21 protein-coding genes, 4 tRNA genes and 1 riboswitch are annotated in these 18,216 nt (G+C 75.2%); of the genes, 15 read left to right on the top strand and 10 right to left on the bottom strand.

What is annotated here, in order from left to right:
- Positions 1–5 precede the first annotated feature (5 nt).
- Positions 6–94: riboswitch (SAM riboswitch) on the top strand.
- A gap of 5 nt (positions 95–99) precedes the next feature.
- The 3 genes from ACRYR8_RS01875 to htpX all read left to right on the top strand — a co-directional run bounded on the left by ACRYR8_RS01875 (position 100) and on the right by htpX (position 3,821).
- Positions 100–1,449, top strand: coding sequence for an MFS transporter (locus ACRYR8_RS01875; protein ID WP_432482376.1), 1,350 nt, complete (start codon positions 100–102; stop codon positions 1,447–1,449).
- Positions 1,446–2,819 carry an LLM class flavin-dependent oxidoreductase gene (locus tag ACRYR8_RS01870; protein WP_432482375.1) on the top strand — a complete coding sequence of 458 codons (1,374 nt, stop codon included), beginning with the start codon at positions 1,446–1,448 and terminating at the stop codon, positions 2,817–2,819. Before ACRYR8_RS01875 ends, ACRYR8_RS01870 begins: the two co-directional genes overlap by 4 nt.
- A gap of 114 nt (positions 2,820–2,933) precedes the next feature.
- Positions 2,934–3,821 carry a zinc metalloprotease HtpX gene (htpX, locus tag ACRYR8_RS01865; RefSeq protein ID WP_432482374.1) on the top strand — a complete coding sequence of 296 codons (888 nt, stop codon included), beginning with the start codon at positions 2,934–2,936 and terminating at the stop codon, positions 3,819–3,821.
- A gap of 19 nt (positions 3,822–3,840) precedes the next feature.
- On the opposite strand, the gene ACRYR8_RS01860 is transcribed toward htpX, so the two are convergent.
- The gene (locus ACRYR8_RS01860) at positions 3,841–4,767 is read right to left on the bottom strand and encodes an alpha/beta hydrolase family protein (protein WP_432482373.1); all 927 of its coding nucleotides are present in this window, start codon (positions 4,765–4,767) and stop codon (positions 3,841–3,843) included.
- Positions 4,764–5,255: a YajQ family cyclic di-GMP-binding protein gene (locus ACRYR8_RS01855; protein ID WP_432482372.1), complete on the bottom strand. Its 492-nt coding sequence runs from the start codon at positions 5,253–5,255 to the stop codon at positions 4,764–4,766. The genes ACRYR8_RS01860 and ACRYR8_RS01855 overlap by 4 nt, the downstream gene beginning before the upstream one ends.
- Positions 5,256–5,354: 99 nt before the next feature.
- Between ACRYR8_RS01855 and ACRYR8_RS01850 the strand changes: the two genes are divergently transcribed.
- The 8 genes from ACRYR8_RS01850 to ACRYR8_RS01815 all read left to right on the top strand — a co-directional run bounded on the left by ACRYR8_RS01850 (position 5,355) and on the right by ACRYR8_RS01815 (position 9,229).
- Positions 5,355–5,436 (top strand) — tRNA-Tyr (locus ACRYR8_RS01850).
- A gap of 83 nt (positions 5,437–5,519) precedes the next feature.
- Positions 5,520–5,591 (top strand) — tRNA-Thr (locus tag ACRYR8_RS01845).
- A 32-nt stretch (positions 5,592–5,623) separates the two neighbouring features.
- Positions 5,624–5,696 (top strand) — tRNA-Met (locus ACRYR8_RS01840).
- Positions 5,697–5,847: 151 nt separating this feature from the next.
- Positions 5,848–6,015: a 50S ribosomal protein L33 gene (rpmG, locus tag ACRYR8_RS01835; RefSeq protein ID WP_012085006.1), complete on the top strand. Its 168-nt coding sequence runs from the start codon at positions 5,848–5,850 to the stop codon at positions 6,013–6,015.
- Between the two features lie 19 nt (positions 6,016–6,034).
- Complete coding sequence (locus tag ACRYR8_RS01830; RefSeq protein ID WP_432482371.1) at positions 6,035–6,496, top strand: FAS1-like dehydratase domain-containing protein; 462 nt, start codon at positions 6,035–6,037, stop codon at positions 6,494–6,496.
- On the top strand, positions 6,493–6,918 hold the full coding sequence (locus tag ACRYR8_RS01825; RefSeq protein ID WP_432482370.1) for a MaoC/PaaZ C-terminal domain-containing protein: 426 nt from the start codon (positions 6,493–6,495) through the stop codon (positions 6,916–6,918). The genes ACRYR8_RS01830 and ACRYR8_RS01825 overlap by 4 nt, the downstream gene beginning before the upstream one ends.
- Entirely contained in the window at positions 6,915–8,132 is a 1,218-nt protein-coding gene (locus ACRYR8_RS01820; protein ID WP_432482369.1) for an MFS transporter, read from the top strand. The genes ACRYR8_RS01825 and ACRYR8_RS01820 overlap by 4 nt, the downstream gene beginning before the upstream one ends.
- On the top strand, positions 8,129–9,229 hold the full coding sequence (locus ACRYR8_RS01815; RefSeq protein ID WP_432482368.1) for a UDP-N-acetylmuramate dehydrogenase: 1,101 nt from the start codon (positions 8,129–8,131) through the stop codon (positions 9,227–9,229). Before ACRYR8_RS01820 ends, ACRYR8_RS01815 begins: the two co-directional genes overlap by 4 nt.
- Here the strand turns inward: ACRYR8_RS01815 and ACRYR8_RS01810 are convergent.
- From ACRYR8_RS01810 to ACRYR8_RS01775, 8 genes are all read right to left on the bottom strand, one after another.
- Positions 9,195–9,587, bottom strand: a complete 393-nt coding sequence (locus tag ACRYR8_RS01810; protein WP_432482367.1) for a GntR family transcriptional regulator — start codon at positions 9,585–9,587, stop codon at positions 9,195–9,197. The two genes, ACRYR8_RS01815 and ACRYR8_RS01810, sit on opposite strands and share 35 nt — an antisense overlap.
- On the bottom strand, positions 9,584–9,835 hold the full coding sequence (locus ACRYR8_RS01805) for a hypothetical protein (protein WP_432482366.1): 252 nt from the start codon (positions 9,833–9,835) through the stop codon (positions 9,584–9,586). The genes ACRYR8_RS01810 and ACRYR8_RS01805 overlap by 4 nt, the downstream gene beginning before the upstream one ends.
- 40 nt (positions 9,836–9,875) lie before the next feature.
- Positions 9,876–10,934, bottom strand: a complete 1,059-nt coding sequence (locus ACRYR8_RS01800; protein WP_432482478.1) for an adenosine deaminase — start codon at positions 10,932–10,934, stop codon at positions 9,876–9,878.
- A 41-nt stretch (positions 10,935–10,975) separates the two neighbouring features.
- Positions 10,976–11,620 (bottom strand): response regulator, encoded by a 645-nt coding sequence (locus ACRYR8_RS01795; protein ID WP_432482365.1) that lies wholly within the window; start codon positions 11,618–11,620, stop codon positions 10,976–10,978.
- Complete coding sequence (locus ACRYR8_RS01790) at positions 11,617–12,825, bottom strand: sensor histidine kinase (RefSeq protein WP_432482364.1); 1,209 nt, start codon at positions 12,823–12,825, stop codon at positions 11,617–11,619. Before ACRYR8_RS01790 ends, ACRYR8_RS01795 begins: the two co-directional genes overlap by 4 nt.
- A complete protein-coding gene (locus ACRYR8_RS01785; RefSeq protein ID WP_432482363.1) occupies positions 12,822–13,673 on the bottom strand; it encodes an ABC transporter permease in 852 nt (283 codons plus the stop codon). The genes ACRYR8_RS01790 and ACRYR8_RS01785 overlap by 4 nt, the downstream gene beginning before the upstream one ends.
- On the bottom strand, positions 13,670–14,593 hold the full coding sequence (locus tag ACRYR8_RS01780) for an ABC transporter ATP-binding protein (RefSeq protein ID WP_432482362.1): 924 nt from the start codon (positions 14,591–14,593) through the stop codon (positions 13,670–13,672). The genes ACRYR8_RS01785 and ACRYR8_RS01780 overlap by 4 nt, the downstream gene beginning before the upstream one ends.
- A 150-nt stretch (positions 14,594–14,743) precedes the next feature.
- Positions 14,744–15,961, bottom strand: coding sequence for a pyridoxal phosphate-dependent aminotransferase (locus ACRYR8_RS01775; RefSeq protein ID WP_432482361.1), 1,218 nt, complete (start codon positions 15,959–15,961; stop codon positions 14,744–14,746).
- Positions 15,962–16,123: 162 nt separating this feature from the next.
- On the opposite strand from ACRYR8_RS01775, the gene ACRYR8_RS01770 reads away from it, so the two are divergent.
- The 4 genes from ACRYR8_RS01770 (at position 16,124) to rplK (ending at position 18,181) form a co-directional block, all read left to right on the top strand.
- Positions 16,124–16,196, top strand: a tRNA-Trp gene (locus ACRYR8_RS01770).
- A 110-nt stretch (positions 16,197–16,306) separates the two neighbouring features.
- Positions 16,307–16,534, top strand: a complete 228-nt coding sequence (gene secE, locus ACRYR8_RS01765) for a preprotein translocase subunit SecE (protein ID WP_432482360.1) — start codon at positions 16,307–16,309, stop codon at positions 16,532–16,534.
- A 230-nt stretch (positions 16,535–16,764) separates the two neighbouring features.
- Complete coding sequence (gene nusG, locus ACRYR8_RS01760; protein ID WP_432482477.1) at positions 16,765–17,586, top strand: transcription termination/antitermination protein NusG; 822 nt, start codon at positions 16,765–16,767, stop codon at positions 17,584–17,586.
- Between the two features lie 163 nt (positions 17,587–17,749).
- Positions 17,750–18,181, top strand: coding sequence for a 50S ribosomal protein L11 (rplK, locus tag ACRYR8_RS01755; RefSeq protein WP_367636821.1), 432 nt, complete (start codon positions 17,750–17,752; stop codon positions 18,179–18,181).
- Positions 18,182–18,216 lie beyond the last annotated feature (35 nt).

Below are 18,216 nucleotides of genomic sequence, written 5' to 3'. Positions count from 1 at the left end.
CCGGACGACCATCCAGAGCGGCCGAGAGACCTGGCTCGACGACGCCGCAGCAACCACCCCTCGGGGAAGGTGCTTCCGCCAGGACCGATGGGAGTCCCGGTGAGCTCTGCCCGTGTCCTCGTGCCCTCGAACGTCGACGAGCGCGTCCTGCGCCGTCGCGCTGCGCTCGGCAGCTTCGTCGGCACCACGATCGAGTGGTACGACTACTACCTCTACGGCACGGCGGCCGCCCTGGTGTTCGCCCCGCTGTTCTTCCCGCAGGTCGACGGCGCCGTGGGCGTCATCGCCGCCTTCGCCACCTACGCGGTGGGTTTCGTGGCGCGGCCGCTGGGCGGTGCGGTCGCCGGGCACCTCGGGGACCGTCTGGGGCGCAAGAAGGTCCTGGTCGCCTCCCTGCTGCTGATGGGCGCCTCGACGGCCCTCATCGGCCTGCTGCCCACGTACGCCTCGATCGGCGTCGCGGCACCCGTGCTCCTCGTGACCGCCCGCCTGCTGCAGGGGTTCTCCGCCGGCGGCGAGTGGGGCGGCGCGGTGCTGCTGGCGGTCGAGCACGCCCCGCCGGGACGCCGCGGCCTGTTCGGGGCCGTGCCGCAGATGGGGTCGGCGGCCGGGATGGTGCTGGCGAGCGGGGGTTTCTGGCTGACCCGGACCCTCACCACGCCCGAGCAGTTCCTGTCCTGGGGCTGGCGGGTGCCGTTCCTGGCCAGCGCCGTGCTCGTCGTCGTCGGCCTGGTCATCCGCCTGAAGGTGGCCGACTCGCCGGTGTTCGCCGAGTTGCGGCGCGAGGGCGCCGTCGCCCGCCGCCCGGTCGTCGACGTGCTGCGCGAGGACGCCCGGGGCGTGCTGCTGACCACCGGGATGCGGCTGGGCCAGAACGGCGGGTACGTCCTGTACACGGTGTTCGCCCTGAACTACCTCACCGAGCAGGTCCGCGACGACGGCGGGGACGTCGGCCTGCTCGCCGTGCTCGTCGCCTCGGTGCTGAGCCTGGCCGCCACTCCGCTGTGGGGACTGGCCTCCGACCGGTTCGGCCGCCGCCCGGTGTACCTGTTCGGCGCGGTGCTCACCGCGGTCTTCACGGTGCCGGCGTTCTGGCTGCTGGACACCGGCTCGACGTTGCTGATCGTCGGCGCCGTCGTCGTCGCCGTCAACCTCGGCCACGACAGCATGTACGGCTCGCAGGGCGCGTTCTTCGCCGAGCAGTTCCCCGCCCGCACCCGCTACAGCGGCGCCTCGCTGGGTTACTCCATCGGCGCGGTCCTCGGTGGTGGGCTGACCCCGCTGATCGCCGCGTCGCTGCTGGCCCTGGGCGGCGGCTCGCCCTGGCTGGTCGCCGGGTACCTCAGCCTGCTGGCGGTGCTGACCGCCCTCTCGGCCGCCGCGTCCCCGGAGACCGCCCACCGCCCCCTGGACGCCACCGTCCCGACCCCGGAGAACTCCACCCCGTGAGCACCGCACCGCTGCGCTTGAACGCCTTCGCCATGGCCTGCGTCGGCCACCAGGCCGCCGGGTTGTGGGCGCGTCCGGAGGACCGCAGCGCCGAGTACCGCACCCTCCGGTACTGGACCGACCTGGCGCAGCTGCTGGAGCGCGGGGGTTTCGACGCGCTGTTCCTGGCCGACGTCCTGGGCGTGTACGACGTGCACGGCGGCTCGCGCGACGCGGCGGTGCGCGCCGCCGCGCAGGTCCCCGTCAACGACCCCCTCATGGCGGTCTCGGCGATGGCGGCGGTCACCGGGCAGCTGGGTTTCGGGCTCACCGTCACCACGACGTACGAGCAGCCCTACGCCCTGGCCCGCCGGCTGACGACCCTTGACCACCTCACGGGTGGCCGGGTCGCGTGGAACGTCGTGACCGGCTACCTGGACTCCGCCGCCCGGAACCTCGGCTTCGACCGGCAGGTCCCGCACGACGAGCGCTACGACGTCGCCGAGGAGTACCTGGAGGTCTGCTACAAGCTCTGGGAGGGCTCCTGGGAGGACGGCGCGGTCGTGCGCGACGCCGAGCGCGGCGTGTACGCCGACCCGGCGAAGGTCCACGACATCGGCCACCACGGCCGCTGGTTCGACGTCCCCGGGGCGTTCCTGTGCGAGCCGTCCCCGCAGCGCACCCCGGTGGTCTTCCAGGCGGGGTCGTCCCCGCGGGGGCAGGAGTTCGCCGCCCGGCACGCCGAGTGCGTGTTCGTCATCGGCCCCACGGCCGCGCACGTTCGCCGCAGCGTGGACTCGCTGCGCGAGCGCATCGAGCGCGCCGGTCGCGACCCGCGCTCGGTGAGCGTGTACGCGGGCCTGACCGCCGTGGTGCGCCCCTCCGACGCGGAGGCCGCAGCGCTGCTGGCCGACTACCGCGAGCACGCCAGCCGTGAGGCGGCGCTGGCGCTGTTCGGCGGCTGGACCGGTGTGGACCTCGCCGGCGCGGCGCCGGGGGAGCCGCTGCAGCACGTCACCACCGACGCGAACCGCTCCGCGCTGTCCGCGTTCACCAGCGACCCCGACCGCACCTGGACGGTGCAGGACCTGGCGGAGTTCGTGGCGGTCGGCGGCCGCGGGCCCGTCCTGGCCGGTTCCCCGGTCACGGTGGCCGATGCCCTGGAGGAGTTCGCCGACGAGTCCGGCGTCGACGGCTTCAACCTCATGTACGCCACGATGCCAGGCACGTTCGCCGACGTCGTGGACCACCTGGTGCCCGAGCTGCGCCGCCGCGGGCGCGCCGCCCCGCCGTCCGCGCCGGGGACCACGCTGCGCGAGCGGCTGGGCTCGGGGGACGGCCCGCGCCTGGCCGCCGCGCACCCCGGCGCCGCGCACCGGCGCTCCGCCTGACCCCTCCCGCACGGCACCCGGACGCAGCAGCGGTGCCGGGCGGGGCGGAACGTCCGCCCCGCCCGGTGCGTTCACCCCCTGCCGGACGTGGACTGGGGAGGACGAGAGCGCCGCATGCACCGTCACTACAACGGCCTGAAGACCGCGGTCCTCTTCGGGGCGATCTGGGCGGTCCTGCTCCTCATCGGGGGGCTGCTGGCGTCCGCGTTCCGCTCACCCGGCCTCGTGCTGGTCTTCGCCCTGGTCGGGGTGGGCACCACCGCCTACGGCTACTGGAACTCCGACCGGATCGCGATCCGCGCGATGCGTGCCCGCCCCGTGTCGGAGGCCGAGCAGCCGGGCATGTACCGGATCGTGCGGGAGCTGTCCACGCGGGCCCACCAGCCGATGCCGCGGTTGTACGTCTCGCCGACGATGGCGCCGAACGCCTTCGCCACCGGCCGGAGCCCCGCGCACGCCGCGGTCTGCTGCACCGAGGGGATCCTGCAGCTGCTGGACGAGCGGGAGCTGCGGGGGGTGCTGGGGCACGAGCTGATGCACGTGCACAACCGGGACATCCTGACCTCCTCGGTCGCCGGCGCGCTGGCCGGCGTCATCACCTCCATTGCCCAGTTCGCCCAGTTCGGTGCCTTCTTCGGTGCCGCGGGCGGGCGCGACGGCGAGGGTCGGGGCAACCCGCTGGCGGTGCTGCTGCTGTCGCTGGTGGCGCCGCTGGCCGCGAGCGTCATCCAGCTGGCCATCTCGCGCACCCGCGAGTACGACGCCGACGAGGACGGCGCCAAGCTCACCGGTGACCCCCTGGCGCTGGCGTCGGCGCTGCGCAAGCTGGAGCTGGGCACGCGGGAGCTGCCGCTGCCGCCCGAGCGTGAACTCGTCAACACCAGCCACATGATGATCGCCAACCCGTTCCGGGGTCAGGGCTTCAGCCGCCTGTTCTCCACCCACCCGCCGATGGCCGAGCGCATCGCGCGCCTGGAGGCGCTGGCCGGCTACCGCCGCTGAACCCGGCGGCCCACCGGGCTCAGCCCAGGACGTCCTCCACCCAGCCGCGCACCAGCTGCCAGGACCCGCCGTCCGGGTCGACGGCGTCCTCGTGCCCCACCCCGTCGAAGAGCTCCAGGCGCACGTCGTCCCCGGCGGCGGCCGCCGCGTCGGCGAAGGCCTGCGCCTGCTGGTGCGGCACCGTCTCGTCCGCCGTGCCGTGCGCGACGAGCAGCGGGACCCCCAGGGGGACCAGGCGCGCGGGGTCGCCCACCGCGTAGTGCTCGTCCACCCGGTCGCGCGAGCCGCCGAAGACGTTGCGGACGTTCGGGTCGCCGTCCTCGCCCCCGAGGGCGGTGGGGTTGAGCACCCCCGACACGGACGCCGCGAACGCGGGGGACAGGAGCGGACCGGCGCCCGGCGCGCCGGCGGGCAGGCGGTGCCGTGCGGCGGCCCACACGGCCAGGTGCCCGCCCGCGGAGTGCCCCAGCACCAGCGCGCGCTGCGCGGGCAGCCGCTGCTCCCGCAGCACGCGCGCACCCTGGTCCACAGCGGTCGCCAGGTCGGTGAAGGTGCTCGTCCAGCCCCCGCCGTCACCCACGCCGCGGTAGTCGGCGTTCAGCACCGGCCAGCCGCGCCGGACCAGGTCCGCCACGAGCGGGTTGACGCCGCGGCGGTCCACCTCCGCGCGCCAGGCGCCGCCGTGGACCAGCACCACGAGCGCGTCGCGCCGCTCACCGCGCGGCAGCCACAGGTCGGCGACCTGGCGGGGGTGGGAGCCGTAGCGCTGCTCGGTGCGCTGGGCCTCCTCCAGCCCCTCGGGGACGGGCGCCCGCGCGTCGTCCGCCGCGGGCGGTGCGGCGCTGCTGCTCGTCGGCGCGGGCGCGGTCCCACCGCCGGAGCAGGCCGTGAGCGTCACGCCCGCGGCGCCGGCCAGCACGGCGCGGCGCGCGGGGCCCCGGCTCACCGGTAGTTGACGAACTGCAGGGCGACGTCGAGGTCGGCGCCCTTGAGCAGCGCGATGACCTCCTGCAGGTCGTCGCGGCTCTTGGAGCTGACGCGCAGCTCGTCGCCGGTGACCTGCGTCTTGACGCCCTTCAGCCCGCTGTCGCGCACGATCTTGCCGATCTTCTTGGCGACGTCCTGCTCGAGGCCCTCCTTGAGGGTGGCGGTGATCCGGTACTCCTTGCCGGAGGCGGCCGGCTCGGAGGTGTCCAGCGCCTTGAGGGAGACGCCCCGCTTGACGAGCTTGGTCTCCAGCACGTCGAGCACGGCCTTCACGCGGTCCTCCGAGTTGGCGACCATGAGGATCGACTCGCCGCTCCAGCGCACCGAGGCGTCGGTGCCCTTGAAGTCGTAGCGCTGGGAGATCTCCTTGGCCGCCTGGTTCAGGGCGTTGTCCACCTCCTGGCGGTCGACCTTGCTGACGACGTCGAACGAGGACTCGCTGGCCACGTGTGCTGTTCCCTCCGGGGTGCGGGTGCGCGCGGCCGGTTCGTCCCGGCCGCCAGACCTTGCTATCCTCTCACTCGCACCTGGTCCTCCAGGCGCACTGGCGGGTTGCCCGAGCGGCCAAAGGGAGCGGATTGTAAATCCGCCGGCATTGCCTTCGTTGGTTCGAATCCATCACCCGCCACGTCGCGAGCGCGACCCGGGCCCGGCAACGGGCTCGGGTCGCGGCGTGTAGGCTCGTCCTCACGTCGTGCGAGCGGCGAGCAGGCCCCGATAGCTCAGTGGTAGAGCACTTCCTTGGTAAGGAAGAGGTCTCGAGTTCAATCCTCGATCGGGGCTCTCAGCACCGCGGGTCGCCCCCGCCGGTGCGCGGCGGAGTAGCTCAGTTGGTAGAGCAAGCGGCTCATAATCGCTGTGTCGTCGGTTCAAGTCCGGCCTCCGCTACGGACACCGCACTCCAGTTCGAGCGGCCGCCCCTGGACGGGGTGGCCGCTCGTGCTGCGTGGTGGCCCGTGCGCTCGGTCACGTACCCTGGGACGCGATCGCGGCGCTCCGTCGCCCGCACGACCCCAGACGCAGGAAGAGGCAATCCGCCGTGGCCAAGACCACCGACGTCCGCCCCAAGATCACCATGGCTTGCACGGAGTGCAAGGAGCGGAACTACATCACCAAGAAGAACCGGCGCAACGACCCCGACCGGCTCGACCTGGCGAAGTTCTGCCCGCGCTGCGGCAAGAAGACCACGCACCGCGAGACCCGCTGATCCGGACCCGATCGCCGAAGTGACGTCCGTCACCGTCGACGAGTCCTTCCAGGGGCGGGTCTACCCCGCCTCCGGGGCCACCGTCGTGACCGCCGACGCGGTCCGGGCCTTCGCCCGGGCCGTGCGGGCGGTCCACCCCGCGCACCACGACGACGCCGCCGCGCGGTCCCTGGGCCACGCCGGCGTCGTGGCGCCGCCCACGTTCGCCGTCACGCTCGCCCAGCGGGCCGACGCCCAGTTCGTGACCGACCCGGCGGCCGGCATCGACTACTCCCGCGTCGTACACGGGGAGCAGTCCTTCACGCACCACCGTCCCGTCGTGGCCGGTGACGAGCTGACCGCCGAGCTGCACGTGGACCGCGTGCGCGTGGTGCGCGGCAACGCCATGGTCACCACCCGCACCGAGCTCCGGCTGACGGACGGCACCCCCGTCTGCACGGCCGTCTCCACCCTCGTCGTGCGCGCCCCGGAGGAGCAGTGAGCACCGTCCGCTTCGAGGACGTCCAGGTCGGTGACGTCCTGCCGGCGGCCCGGCACGAGGTGACCCGCGAGGACCTGCGCGCCTACGCCGAGGCCTCCGGCGACCGCAACGCCATCCACCTCGACGAGGGCGTCGCCCGCTCGGTGGGCCTGCCCGACGTCATCGCCCACGGCATGCTGACGATGGGCCTGGCCGGCCAGACCGCCGCCGACTGGGCCGGCGACCCCACCGCCGTCGTGCAGTACGCCACGAAGTTCACCGCGCCCGTCGTCGTCCCCGCCCGGGGCTGCGCCGTCGTCGAGGTCGCGGGCACCGTCGCCACCCGCGACGAGAGCGCCCGCACCGTCACCGTCGACCTCACCGTCACCAGCGCGGGCACCAAGGTCCTCGGCCGCGCGCGCGCCGTCGTCCGCCTGCCGTGAGCCTCGCCGCCCCGGCGGCTGGCGACCGGGCCGCGCTGCGCGCCCGCACCGCCGTCTACACGGCCTTCATCCTCAACGGCTTCGCCTTCGCCAGCTGGATCGCGCGCATCCCCTCGGTGCGCGAGGACCTGGCGCTGAGCGACCAGCAGCTGGGCTTCCTGCTGCTGGCCCTGTCGATCGGCTCGGTCGGGGCGATGCCGCTGGCCGGGGCGGTCGTCATGCGCATCGGGCGGGTGCGCACCGTGGCCGCCGGAGCGCTGGCCGTCGCGGTGGGCATGGCCACCGTCGCCGTCGGGGTCGACGCCCTCGGCAGCGCCGCGGTCGTCGCGGTGGGCCTGGTCGCCCAGGGGGCCGGCACCGCCGCCTGGGACGTGGCGATGAACGTCGAGGGCGCCGCCGTCGAGCGCCGCCTCGACCGCTCAATCATGTCCCGCTTCCACGCCGGGTACAGCCTGGGCACCGTGCTGGCCGCCGGGCTCGCCGTGCTGCTGCTGTCCGCGGGCGTGCCGACCTGGGCGCACCTGGGCGGCGCGGCGGTGCTGGCGCTGGCCGGGGCCCTGCTGGCCGTGCGGGCCTTCCTCGCGGCCCCCGCCGCCCCCGAGCACGGTGCCCGGGCCCCCCGCGGCCTCGCGCTGCGCGACGCCTGGCGCGAGCCCCGCACCCTCCTGCTGGGCCTGATGGTGCTCTGCATGGCGTTCGTGGAGGGCACCGCCAACGACTGGCTCGCCGTGGGGATGGTCGACGGCCACGGCACCGGCCACGAGGTGGGCGTCACGGGCTTCGCCGCCTTCGTCGCCCTCATGACCCTCGGCCGCCTGCTCGGCCCGGTCGTGCTGGAGCGCACCGGCCGGGTGGCGGCGCTGCGCGGCTGCGCCGCCCTGGCCGTCGCCGGCGTGCTGCTGTTCGCCCTCGCCCCCTCGGTGCCGCTGGCCGTGGCCGGCGCGGCGCTGTGGGGCGTCGGCACCGCCCTCGGCTTCCCGCTGGGCATGAGCGCCGCCGCCGACGACGAGGTCGCCGCCGCCGCCCGCGTGAGCGTGGTGTCCTCCGTCGGGTACGCCGCCTTCCTCGCCGGCCCGCCCCTGCTCGGCCTGCTCTCCGAGCGGATCGGCATCCTGGACGCCCTGCTCGTCGCCGCCGTCGCCTCGGCGATCGCCCTGGTGCTCTCCGGCGTCGCCCGCCCGCCCGCCGTCGTCCGCCCCGGGAGCAGTTCGTGACCACGTCCACCACCACCGGCCCGCTCATCGCCCCCCTGACCTCCCTGCGCGTGGGTGGTCCCGCCCGCCGCGTCGTCGTGGCCCGCACCGAGGGCGAGCTGGTCGAGGCGGTGCGCGATGCCGACGCCGGGGGCCAACCGCTGCTGCTCGTCGGGGGCGGCTCCAACCTGCTGGTCTCCGACGCCGGCTTCGACGGCACCGTCGTGCACGTGGCCACCACCGGTGTGCGGCCGGGCTCCGAGGACGCCTGCGGCGGGGCCGTCGTCACCGCCGCGGCGGGGGAGCGCTGGGACGCGCTGGTGGCCCGCGCGGTCGCGAACGGCTGGTCGGGCGTGGAGGCGCTGTCCGGGATCCCCGGCACGGTGGGCGCCACCCCCGTGCAGAACGTCGGCGCCTACGGGCAGGACGTCTCGCAGACCATCGCCACGGTGCGCACCTGGGACCGCGTGGCGGACCGCCAGCGCACCTTCGCCGGTGCCGACCTGCGCTTCGGGTACCGCACCTCCCGGTTGAAGACCGAGCGCGTGGCGCTGCACGGCGGGCACCCCGAGAGCCGCTACGTCGTGCTGGAGGTCACCTTCCAGCTCCCGCTGGACGACCGCTCGGCGCCCGTCGCCTACGCCGAGCTGGCTCGCCGCCTGGGTGTCGAGGTGGGCGAGCGCGTGCCGATGGCCGACGTGCGCGCCGCCGTCCTGGAGCTGCGGGAGGGCAAGGGCATGGTGTGGGACGAGGCGCACCTGGGCGATCACGACACCTGGAGCGCCGGGTCGTTCTTCACCAACCCGGTGCTGACGACGCAGGAGGCGGCCGCGCTGCCCGAGGACGCCCCCCGCTACCCGGCCGGCACCGGCGCGGACGGTGAGGCGCTGGTGAAGACGAGCGCCGCCTGGCTCATCGAGCGCGCCGGCTTCGGCAAGGGCCACGGGCTGCCCGGCCCCGCGGCGCTGTCCACCAAGCACGCCCTCGCCCTGACCAACCGGGGCTCGGCGTGCGCGGCCGACCTGCTGGCCCTGGCCCGCGAGGTCGCCGCCGGGGTGCAGGACCGCTTCGGGGTGCGGATCGTCAACGAACCGGTGCTCGTCGGCTGCTCGCTCTGAGCAGGGCGTCGCGCACGAGGTCCAGCACCTCCTCGTGGGCCAGGCCCGCCTGCAGCGCCCGCTCCACGTAGCCCTCCGCCGCCCAGCGCACCTCTTCGTCCACGACGACGGGGTTCGCGGTGATGACGGTGCCGGTGCGCCGGCGGGACTCCACCACCCCGGCGGCCTCCAGCTCCCGGTAGGCCCGCTGCACGGTGCCCAGCGCCAGGCCGAGGTCCGCAGCCAGGGCCCGCGCCGCCGGCAGCCGGTCCCCGGCGAGCAGCACCCCCGTGCTGACGAGGGTGGCGACCTGCCGGCGCAGCTGCTCGTAGGCCGGCACGGGGGAGGTGGTGTCGACGACGACGCGCAGCCCGCTCACGGGGTCCCACCCGTCGGGCCCGTCGTCGTGGTGCGGCGCAACCCGGCGGCGGGCCAGAACGGCGCGACCAGCCCGGTCAGAGCGACCGCCGGGGCGCTCCACGGCGACGCACGGGCCAGCGCGTGCCACCCCCACGCCGGGGAGGAGGGGCGCCAGGCGTCCTCCGCGACCCGGTGCGTCCCGCCGAGGCCCCCGCCCGACGATCCGCCCGGCAGCGGGGGAAGCAGGGCGGTGGCTCCTGCGAGCACGAGGACCTCCTTGACCCGTTGACTCCGTTCATTGAGTCAATCACGTCGCAGCGGCTCCCGTCAGCCCTCCCGCCCCGTCCGGCGCGGCCGACAGCCAGTCGTCCACCTCCGCGTGCAGCGCCCGCTTCACCGCCGCGGGCGCCCGTGAAGCGGTGATCGACGCCTTCGCGAGCCCGGCCAGCGCCGCGTCGTCCAGCCCGTGGTCCTCGCGGGCGCTGCGGTACTGCGCCACCAGCCGCGGCCCGAACAGCAGCGGGTCGTCGGCGCCCAGCGCCACGGTCGCCCCCGCCTCCAGCAGCCGCCGCAGCGGCACCGAACCCAGGTCGCCGTACACGCCCAGGGAGACGTTGCTGGCCGGGCACACCTCCAGGGCCACCCCGGAGTCCACGACCCGCCGCAGCAGGTCGGGGTCCTCCGCGCAGCGCACGCCGTGGCCGAGCCGGTCCGGGCGCAGCGTCGACAGCGCCTCGCGCACGTGCGCCGGCCCCAGCAGCTCGCCGGAGTGCGGCACGGAGGCCAGGCCGGCGCGACGGGCGATGTCGAACGCGGCGGCGAAGTCCGCGGTGCTGCCCCGGCGCTCGTCGTTGGACAGGCCGAAGCCGACCACCGCGCCCGGCCCGTCCCCGGCGTGGCGGGCGGCGAGCCGCGCCAGGGTGCGCGCGTCCAGGGGGTGCCTGATCCTGCTGGCGGCCACCACCACCGCCACCGCGGTGCCCGTCAGCGCGGTGGCCTCCCGGGCCGCGTCCAGGACGATCTCCAGCGCCGGGGTGATCCCGCCGACGTGCACGGCGTAGGAGGTCGGGTCCACCTGCAGCTCCAGCCACCGCGAGCCCTCCGCTGCGTCGTCGGCGGCGGCCTCCAGCACGATGCGGCGCATGTCCTCCACCGTGCGGACGCAGGAACGCGCGGCGTCGTACAGGCGCTGGAAGCGGAACCAGCCGCGCGCGTCGGGCGAGAGGTTCAGCATGTGCTGCCCCGACAGCGCCGCAGGCAGCCGGACCCCGTGCGCCTCGGCCAGCTCCAGCAGCGTGGACGTGCGCATCGACCCCGTGAAGTGCAGGTGCAGGTGAGCCTTGGGCAACGTCTCCAGCGCACGCATCACGCTGCGTGAGTCTGCCAGCGGCTCCGGTGGTGCACCGGTCAGCGGGCACCCGGGGGCGGCAGCAGGCCGCGCTGCATGGCCAGGGTCACCGCGTGCGTGCGGTCGTCCACGCCCAGCTTCGCGAACACCCGCAGCAGGTGCGTCTTCACCGTCGCCTCACCGATGTGCAGCCGCCGGCCCACCTCGGCGTTCGTCGCGCCCTGCGCCACCGCAGCCAGGACCTGCAGCTCCCGCGGCGTCAGCGACTCCTGCACCGGAGCGCGCACCCGCGCCACCAGCCGGGCCGCCACCGGCGGTGCCAGCACCGTCTCCCCGCGCGCCGCCGCGCGCACCGCCTCTAGCAGCTGCGGCAGCGGGGTGTCCTTGAGCAGGTAGCCCGTCGCGCCCGCCTCCACCGCCCGCACGATGTCGGCGTCGGTCTCGTAGGTGGTCAGCACCAGCACGTGGACCCCCGGGTGCTCGCGCCGCAGCCGCTCGGTGGCGCCGGCACCGTCCAGCCGCGGCATCCGCAGGTCCATGAGCACCACGTCGGGCGCCAGCTCGGCCACCCGCTCCAGCGCCTCCAGGCCGTCGGCGGCCGTGCCCACGACCAGCAGGCCCTGCGCGGTGGACAGCAGGGCTTCCAGGCCGCCGCGCACGACCGGGTGGTCGTCGACGACGAGCACCCGCACCGGTGCCGTCACGACGCCCCCTCCGGGGGCACCTGAGCGCCGGGCGCGTGCGGGCCGGGGACCGCCACCCGCAGCAGCGTGCCGCCCCCCGGTGGCGCGCTCAGCTGCAGCCGGCCGCCCGCCTCCTCCACCCGCCGCCGCATCCCGGCGAGCCCGAAGCCCCGCCCGGACCCCTCCGCGTCCGCCGCCACGCCCACGCCGTCGTCGGCGACCTCCAGCGCCACCCCGCCGGCGGCCGCGCTCAACCGCACCCGTGCCGTGCGGGCCGCCGCGTGCCGGCGGACGTTGCTCAGCGCCTCCTGCGCCGCGCGCAGCAGCACCACCTCCTGCGTCCGCGGCAGGCCCGTCGGCACCTCCGCGGACTCCACCACCACCTGCACGCCGCTCTCGCGCGAGACCCGCTCCGCCAGCCGGTGCAGGGCCGCCTCCAGGCCTCCGCCGGACAGCTCCACCGGCGTCATCGCCGCCACGAGCGTGCGCGATTGGGCCAGCCCTTCGCGGGCGGCCTCCTCGATGCACCGCAGGCGGTCGCGGGTGACGTCCTCACCCGTGCCCGCCGCCGCGCCCTGCGCCAGCAGGACCACGCTCGTGAAGCCCTGCGCGAGGGTGTCGTGGATGTCGCGGGCCAGCCGCTCGCGCTCCTGCGCCACCCCCGCGGCGTGGTGGGCGGCGGCCAGCTGCGCGCGCGCCGACTCCAGCTGCGCGATGAGCTCGGCGCGCTCACGGCTCTGCTCGATCACCGCGGAGATCCACAGGCCCATCGCGCAGCTGAACGCCACGCTCACCGCCAGCGAGGCGGCGATCTGCGGCGCCGCACCCGCGCCGCTGCCGACGACCAACCCGACCGTGGCCGAGCCTCCCAGCGCCAGCGTCCACGCCACGGCCTCCCGCCGGCCGTCCGTGAGCAGCCACACCTGCGGGAAGGCCACGAACAGCAGGAAGCTCAGCCGCGGGTCGGCGGCCAGGCACGTCCCCAGCCCGAGGACCAGCACCAGCAGGTAGGGGCGGGCGTGCCCGTCGCGCCGGTGCGCGCCCGGCGCCCCGCTGAGGGCGTACGCCCCACCCAGCACCACGAGCGCGGCCGCCGCCGGCGGCCACCGCGGCCCGGGCGCCACCACCAGCAGGAGCGCCGCCGGGACCAGCACGACCGCGAAGGCCACGTGCCAGCCCGCGATCGCGCGCACCCACCAGGAGCCGGCGTCGGCCGGTGCGCTCACGCCTCGCGCCGCGACCAGCGGAAGGTGCGCAGGCACAGCAGCGTGCCGGCGAGCGCCCACGCCAGCAGCACGAGCGCCCCCGTGCCCAGCTGCCAGGAGCCGCTCGGCTCGGCGGCCGCCGCCGACTCCGGCAGGAACGCCGCACGCATGCCCTGCGCCATCCACTTCAAGGGGAACACCTCCGCCACGGCCCGCATCCACCCCGGCAGCTCCGAGTACACGAAGAACACCCCGGAGACGAACTGCAGCACCAGCACCAGCGGGGCGACCACCGCGGTCGCCGACCGGCCGCTGCGCGGCACGGCCGACGCGGCGACGCCCAGGACCGTACCGGCGAGCGTGCCCAGGACGAAGACCCCCGTGAAGCGCAGCCAGTGCTCGGCGTCCGCCGGCAGCGGCACGCCGTGGGCCAGGCGGGCCACGGCCAGCAGCAGCACCACCTGGGCCGCCGCGACCACCAGGACGCTGCCGACCTTGCCCAGCACGTACGCCGCCGCGGGCACCGGCATGCCCCGCAACCGCTTGAGGGTGCCGTCCTCGCGCTCGCCGGCGATGGCCACGGCGAGGTTCTGGAAGCTCGTCAGCACCACCCCGGTGGCCACGATCCCGGCCAGGAAGTAGCGGGCGAAGGGGGTGCCGTCGGGCAGCCGCTGCCCGTCGAAGACCGCGCCGAAGATCACCATCATGACCACGGGGTAGGCGAAGACGAACACGACGGCGTCGCGCTGGCGGCAGAACTGCAGCAGCTCCAGGTGCGTGCGCGCCCGCGCCAGCCGCGCGGTGGAGGGGCGCCGGCGCGCGCTGCCGGCGGTGCGCGCCGCGGCGGGCGCGGGGGTCGTGGCGCTCACCGGGGGCCTCCGGCGGCTGCGGGGGTCGCGGTGCGGGTGGTCGTGGAGCCGGTGGCGGCGTCCAGCAGCGCCAGGTAGGCGTCCTCCAGGGTGGGCCTGCGCACCTGCAGGCCCGGCACCTCCCCGCTCGTGGCCAGGCCGGGGCGGGCCAGCAGCCGCTGCACGAGCGCGGTGGGGTGGGCGGTGACCTCCTCGCGCGGGCTGCCGCCCTCGCTCCAGCTGACGACGGCGCCCATCGACTGGCGCCCGCCCAGCCGTTCGGGGGTGGACACCTCCAGCAGGCGGCCGCCGGCGACGACGGCGACGCGGTCGGCCAGCCGCGCCGCCTCGTCCAGGTAGTGCGTGGTCAGCAGCACGGTGGTGCCGTCCGCGCGCACCGCGCGCACCAGGTCCCAGAAGCGCCGGCGCGCCTCGGGGTCGAAGCCGGTGGTGGGCTCGTCGAGGAACAGCAGTTCGGGGCGGCCCAGGATCCCCAGCGCCACGTCGAGGCGCCGGCGCTGCCCGCCGGACAGGGCACGCACGCGGGTGCCGGCGCGCGCGGTCAGCCCCACCGCCGCGACCACCTCGTCGGGGTCCCGCGGGTCCGCGTGGTACACGGCGAAGTGGCGCACGACCTCGTGGACGGTGAGGTCCGCGGCGTCGGTGGCCTCCTGCAGGACCACGCCGATGCGTGCGCGCCAGTCCAGGCCGGCGGTGGCCGGGTCCTCGCCCAGGACCCGCACGTGCCCGGCGGTGCGGGTGCGGTGCCCCTCCAGGACCTCCACGGTGGTCGTCTTGCCGGCCCCGTTGGGTCCCAGCAGGGCGAAGCACTCCCCGCGCTCGACGTCCAGGTCGAGGCCGTCGACGGCGAGGTGCCCGGTGGTCTCGTCGCCGTAGCGCTTGCGCAGGCCCCGCACGGTGATGGCCGTTGTGCTCGTCATGCCCGCCAGCGTGTCCGGCCGGGCGCCCGCCCCGGCACCACCGCGCGTCCGGTCCGCTCGTCCACCGGTCGGTGGACGCGCCGGGCGAGCACGTCGGCCGGGGGTGCCGGCGGCGGTGGGACCCCGCTCGCCACCCCCCGGCCGCGGCCTTCACCCGACCTCGGCCAGCAGGCGCTGGATGCGCCCGACCCCCTCCTCCAGGTCCGCGTCGGCGAGCGCGTAGGACAGGCGCAGGTAGCCGCTGGGGCCGAAGGCCTCGCCCGGCACGACGGCCACCTCGGCCTCGGTGAGGATGAGCTCCGCGAGCCGCGCCGACGACGTGATCTCGTTGCCGCGCAGCGACTTGCCGATGAGCCCTTCGACGGAGGGGTACGCGTAGAAGGCGCCCTCCGGCAGCGGGCACTCCACGCCCTCGATCGCCGAGAGCATCTCGGTGATGCGCCGGCGCCGGCGGTCGAAGGCCTCCCGCATGGCGGCCACGGCCCCCAGGTCCCCGGTCAGGGCCGCGACGGCCGCCCGCTGCGAGACGTTGGCGACGTTGGACGTCAGGTGCGACTGCAGGTTCGCCACCGCCTTGACGACGTCGGCCGGCCCGGCGAGCCACCCCACCCGCCAGCCGGTCATGGCGTACGTCTTGGCCACGCCGTTCAGCACGACGCAGGTGTCGGCGAGCTCGGGGACCTCCACGGGCATCGAGGCCGCGCGCCGGCCGTCGTAGACGAGGTGCTCGTAGATCTCGTCGGTGACGACCCACACGCCGTGCTCCAGCGCCCAGCGCCCGACGGCGCGGACCTCCTCGGGGGAGTACACGGCACCGGTGGGGTTGGAGGGGGAGTTGAACAGCAGGACCTTGGTGCGCGGGGTGCGCGCCGCCTCCAGCTGCTCGACGGTGACCTTGTAGCCCTGCTCGATGCCGGCGAAGACCTCCACCGGCACGCCGCCGGCCAGGCGGGCGGCCTCGGGGTAGGTCGTCCAGTAGGGGGCGGGCAGCAGCAGCTCGTCGCCCGGGTCCAGCAGCGCGGCGAAGGTCTCGTACACGGCCTGCTTGCCGCCGTTGGTGACCAGCACCCGGGCGGGGGAGACCTCGTACCCGGAGTCCCGCAGCGTCTTGGCCGCGATGGCCTCGCGCAGGGCGGGCAGCCCGCCCGCGGGGGTGTAGCGGTGGTTGGCCGGGTCCGTGCAGGCCGCGACGGCGGCCTCGACGACCGACGGCGGGGTGGGGAAGTCCGGCTCCCCGGCGCCGAAGCCGATGACGGGGCGGCCGGCGGCCTTCAGCGCCTTGGCCTTCGCGTCCACGGCGAGGGTCGCGGACTCGGCGATGCCGGAGACGCGGGCGGACACGCGGGCGGGGGCGCTCGGAGCGGACACGGGACCATCCTGGCACCCCGCCCCGGCGCCCGTCCGGGCCCCGCGCCGGGCCCGTCCCGGGGGAGCGGGTTCGACTCCGCGCCGTGTTCTCGCCTAGAGTGCTGATCGGCGGGCCCGTCCCGCCGTGGTGGAGCGTGCCCCTCGGGGTGCGTCGAACCGCTCAGGGCAGTGGCGCAATTGGTAGCGCACCGGTCTCCAAAACCGGCGGTTGTGGGTTCGAGTCCCTCCTGCCCTGCGAGCACCACCCGCGTTCCCCCGGGGACGCGCCCGCCGCATCAGCGCGCAGCGGGTCAGCACCAGGCGAGTCAGCACCGGAGCACCGGAGACGGTGGGGAGCAGGTCGACGTGAGCGAGACGAAGGCCGCGGACCGGCCGGCGGCCAAGCGCCGCGGCGGCGTCCTGCTCTTCCTGCGCCAGGTCGTCGAGGAGCTGCGCAAGGTCGTCTGGCCTACCCGCCACGACCTGCTGAGCTACACGGGTGTCGTCCTGGTGTTCGTCGCGGTGATGATGCTCTTGGTGTCCGTCCTGGACTACGGCATCGGCAAGCTCGTCCTGCTGGTGTTCGGGTCCTGACGGGCGGCGGCGCACCGCTGCGGTGCGCGGAGTCCCTACCCCGAAGGAAGCAGGTCAGCACCGTGTCGGAGCAGTGGGGTGCCTCGCTCGGCGAGCGGCGCACCGGCGACAGCCCGGAGGGCGTCGAGCCGTTCGGCTCGGAGAGCGACGAGGTCTTCAGCTCCGCGGCCGAGCCGTCGCCCGTTCCGCCGGCGGAGTACGAGGCCGAGCAGGCGGAGGCCGACGCCTCGCTGACGGGCTACGACGCCGAGGACGTGGAGTCGTCCGCCGAGGCGGACCGGGAGGCCGAGGCCGAGCAGGCCGCGGACACCCCGGACCTCTCGCTGCCCGAGGCCGTGGGCGCCCCCGAGGGCGAGGAGGCGAACGACCTCGGCACCGCCGGCCCGATCGACGGTGACCCGGTCGGTGCGTCGGACGACGTCGACGCCGACGTCGACGAGGCCCAGGAGTTCCGCAAGAAGCTGCGGCGCATGCCCGGTGAGTGGTTCGTCATCCACAGCTACGCCGGCTACGAGAACCGGGTGAAGACCAACCTCGAGACCCGCATGACCAGCCTCAACATGGAGGACTACATCTTCCAGGTGGAGGTTCCCATGGAGGAGGTCGTCGAGGTCAAGAACGGCCAGCGCAAGAACGTGCGCCGCGTGCGCATCCCCGGCTACGTGCTGGTGCGCATGGAGCTGACCGACGAGTCGTGGGGCGCCGTGCGGCACACCCCCGGCGTGACGGGCTTCGTGGGCAACACCCACCAGCCGGTCCCCCTGTCCACCGACGAGGTCTTCTCGATGCTCGCCCCCGCGCTGCAGCAGAAGCCCAAGGCGGGTGCCGCGGGCGGCTCCGCCGACGCCGCCGGTGGTGCTCCCGCCGCCGCGCCGCGGGTCGTGGACTTCGAGGTCGGCGAGTCCGTCACCGTCATGGAGGGTCCCTTCGAGACCCTGCCGGCGACCATCTCGGAGATCTCCGCGGACCGCCAGAAGCTCACGGTGCTCGTCTCGATCTTCGGGCGCGAGACGCCCGTGGAGCTGAACTTCAACCAGGTCGCCAAGATCTGACGGCGCGCCGCCACGCAGCGAGCCCCCGGCCCCTCCCGGCCGGGGGCTCGCTGCGTGCACGCCCCGCTCGCCGCGCCGCGTAGACTGGACGGCGGCCTCAACCCGTCGTCGCCCGATCCGCGGGCACCGATACGGCCACCCCAGGTTCGAGAAGGGATCGCGCATGCCCCCCAAGAAGAAGGTCGCCGGCCTCATCAAGCTCCAGATCAAGGCCGGTCAGGCCACGCCGGCCCCGCCGATCGGCCCCGCGCTCGGTCAGCACGGCGTGAACATCATGGAGTTCTGCAAGGCCTACAACGCGCAGACCGAGGCCCAGCGCGGCAACGTGATCCCGGTGGAGATCACGGTCTACGAGGACCGCTCCTTCACCTTCATCACCAAGACCCCGCCGGCCGCGGAGCTCATCAAGAAGGCCGCGGGCGTCGACAAGGGCTCGGGCGAGCCGCACGTCAAGAAGGTCGCGAACCTCACGCAGGCCCAGGTGCGCGAGATCGCCGAGCAGAAGCTCCAGGACCTCAACGCCAAGGACGTCGACATGGCGGCCCGCATCATCGCCGGCACCGCCCGGTCGATGGGCATCACCGTCTCGGACTGACGTCCCCCGTCGCGGCCGGCCCGACCGGGCCGGCC

It is taken from the genome of Kineococcus esterisolvens, from assembly GCF_050871405.1.
GTDB lineage: Bacteria > Actinomycetota > Actinomycetes > Actinomycetales > Kineococcaceae > Kineococcus.
The sequence above is the reverse complement of the archived record's forward strand: the minus strand, read 5'-3'. Positions and strand labels throughout refer to the sequence as shown.

What these genes read in the sequence shown, in the direction of transcription:
- htpX (WP_432482374.1), top strand. Translation starts at nt 2,934, where the DNA reads ATGCACCGTCACTACAACGGCCTGAAGACCGCGGTCCTCTTCGGGGCG.
- ACRYR8_RS01800 (WP_432482478.1), bottom strand. Translation starts at nt 10,934, where the DNA reads ATGCGTGCGCTGGAGACGTTGCCCAAGGCTCACCTGCACCTGCACTTC.
- ACRYR8_RS01780 (WP_432482362.1), bottom strand. Translation starts at nt 14,593, where the DNA reads ATGACGAGCACAACGGCCATCACCGTGCGGGGCCTGCGCAAGCGCTAC.
- rplK (WP_367636821.1), top strand. Translation starts at nt 17,750, where the DNA reads ATGCCCCCCAAGAAGAAGGTCGCCGGCCTCATCAAGCTCCAGATCAAG.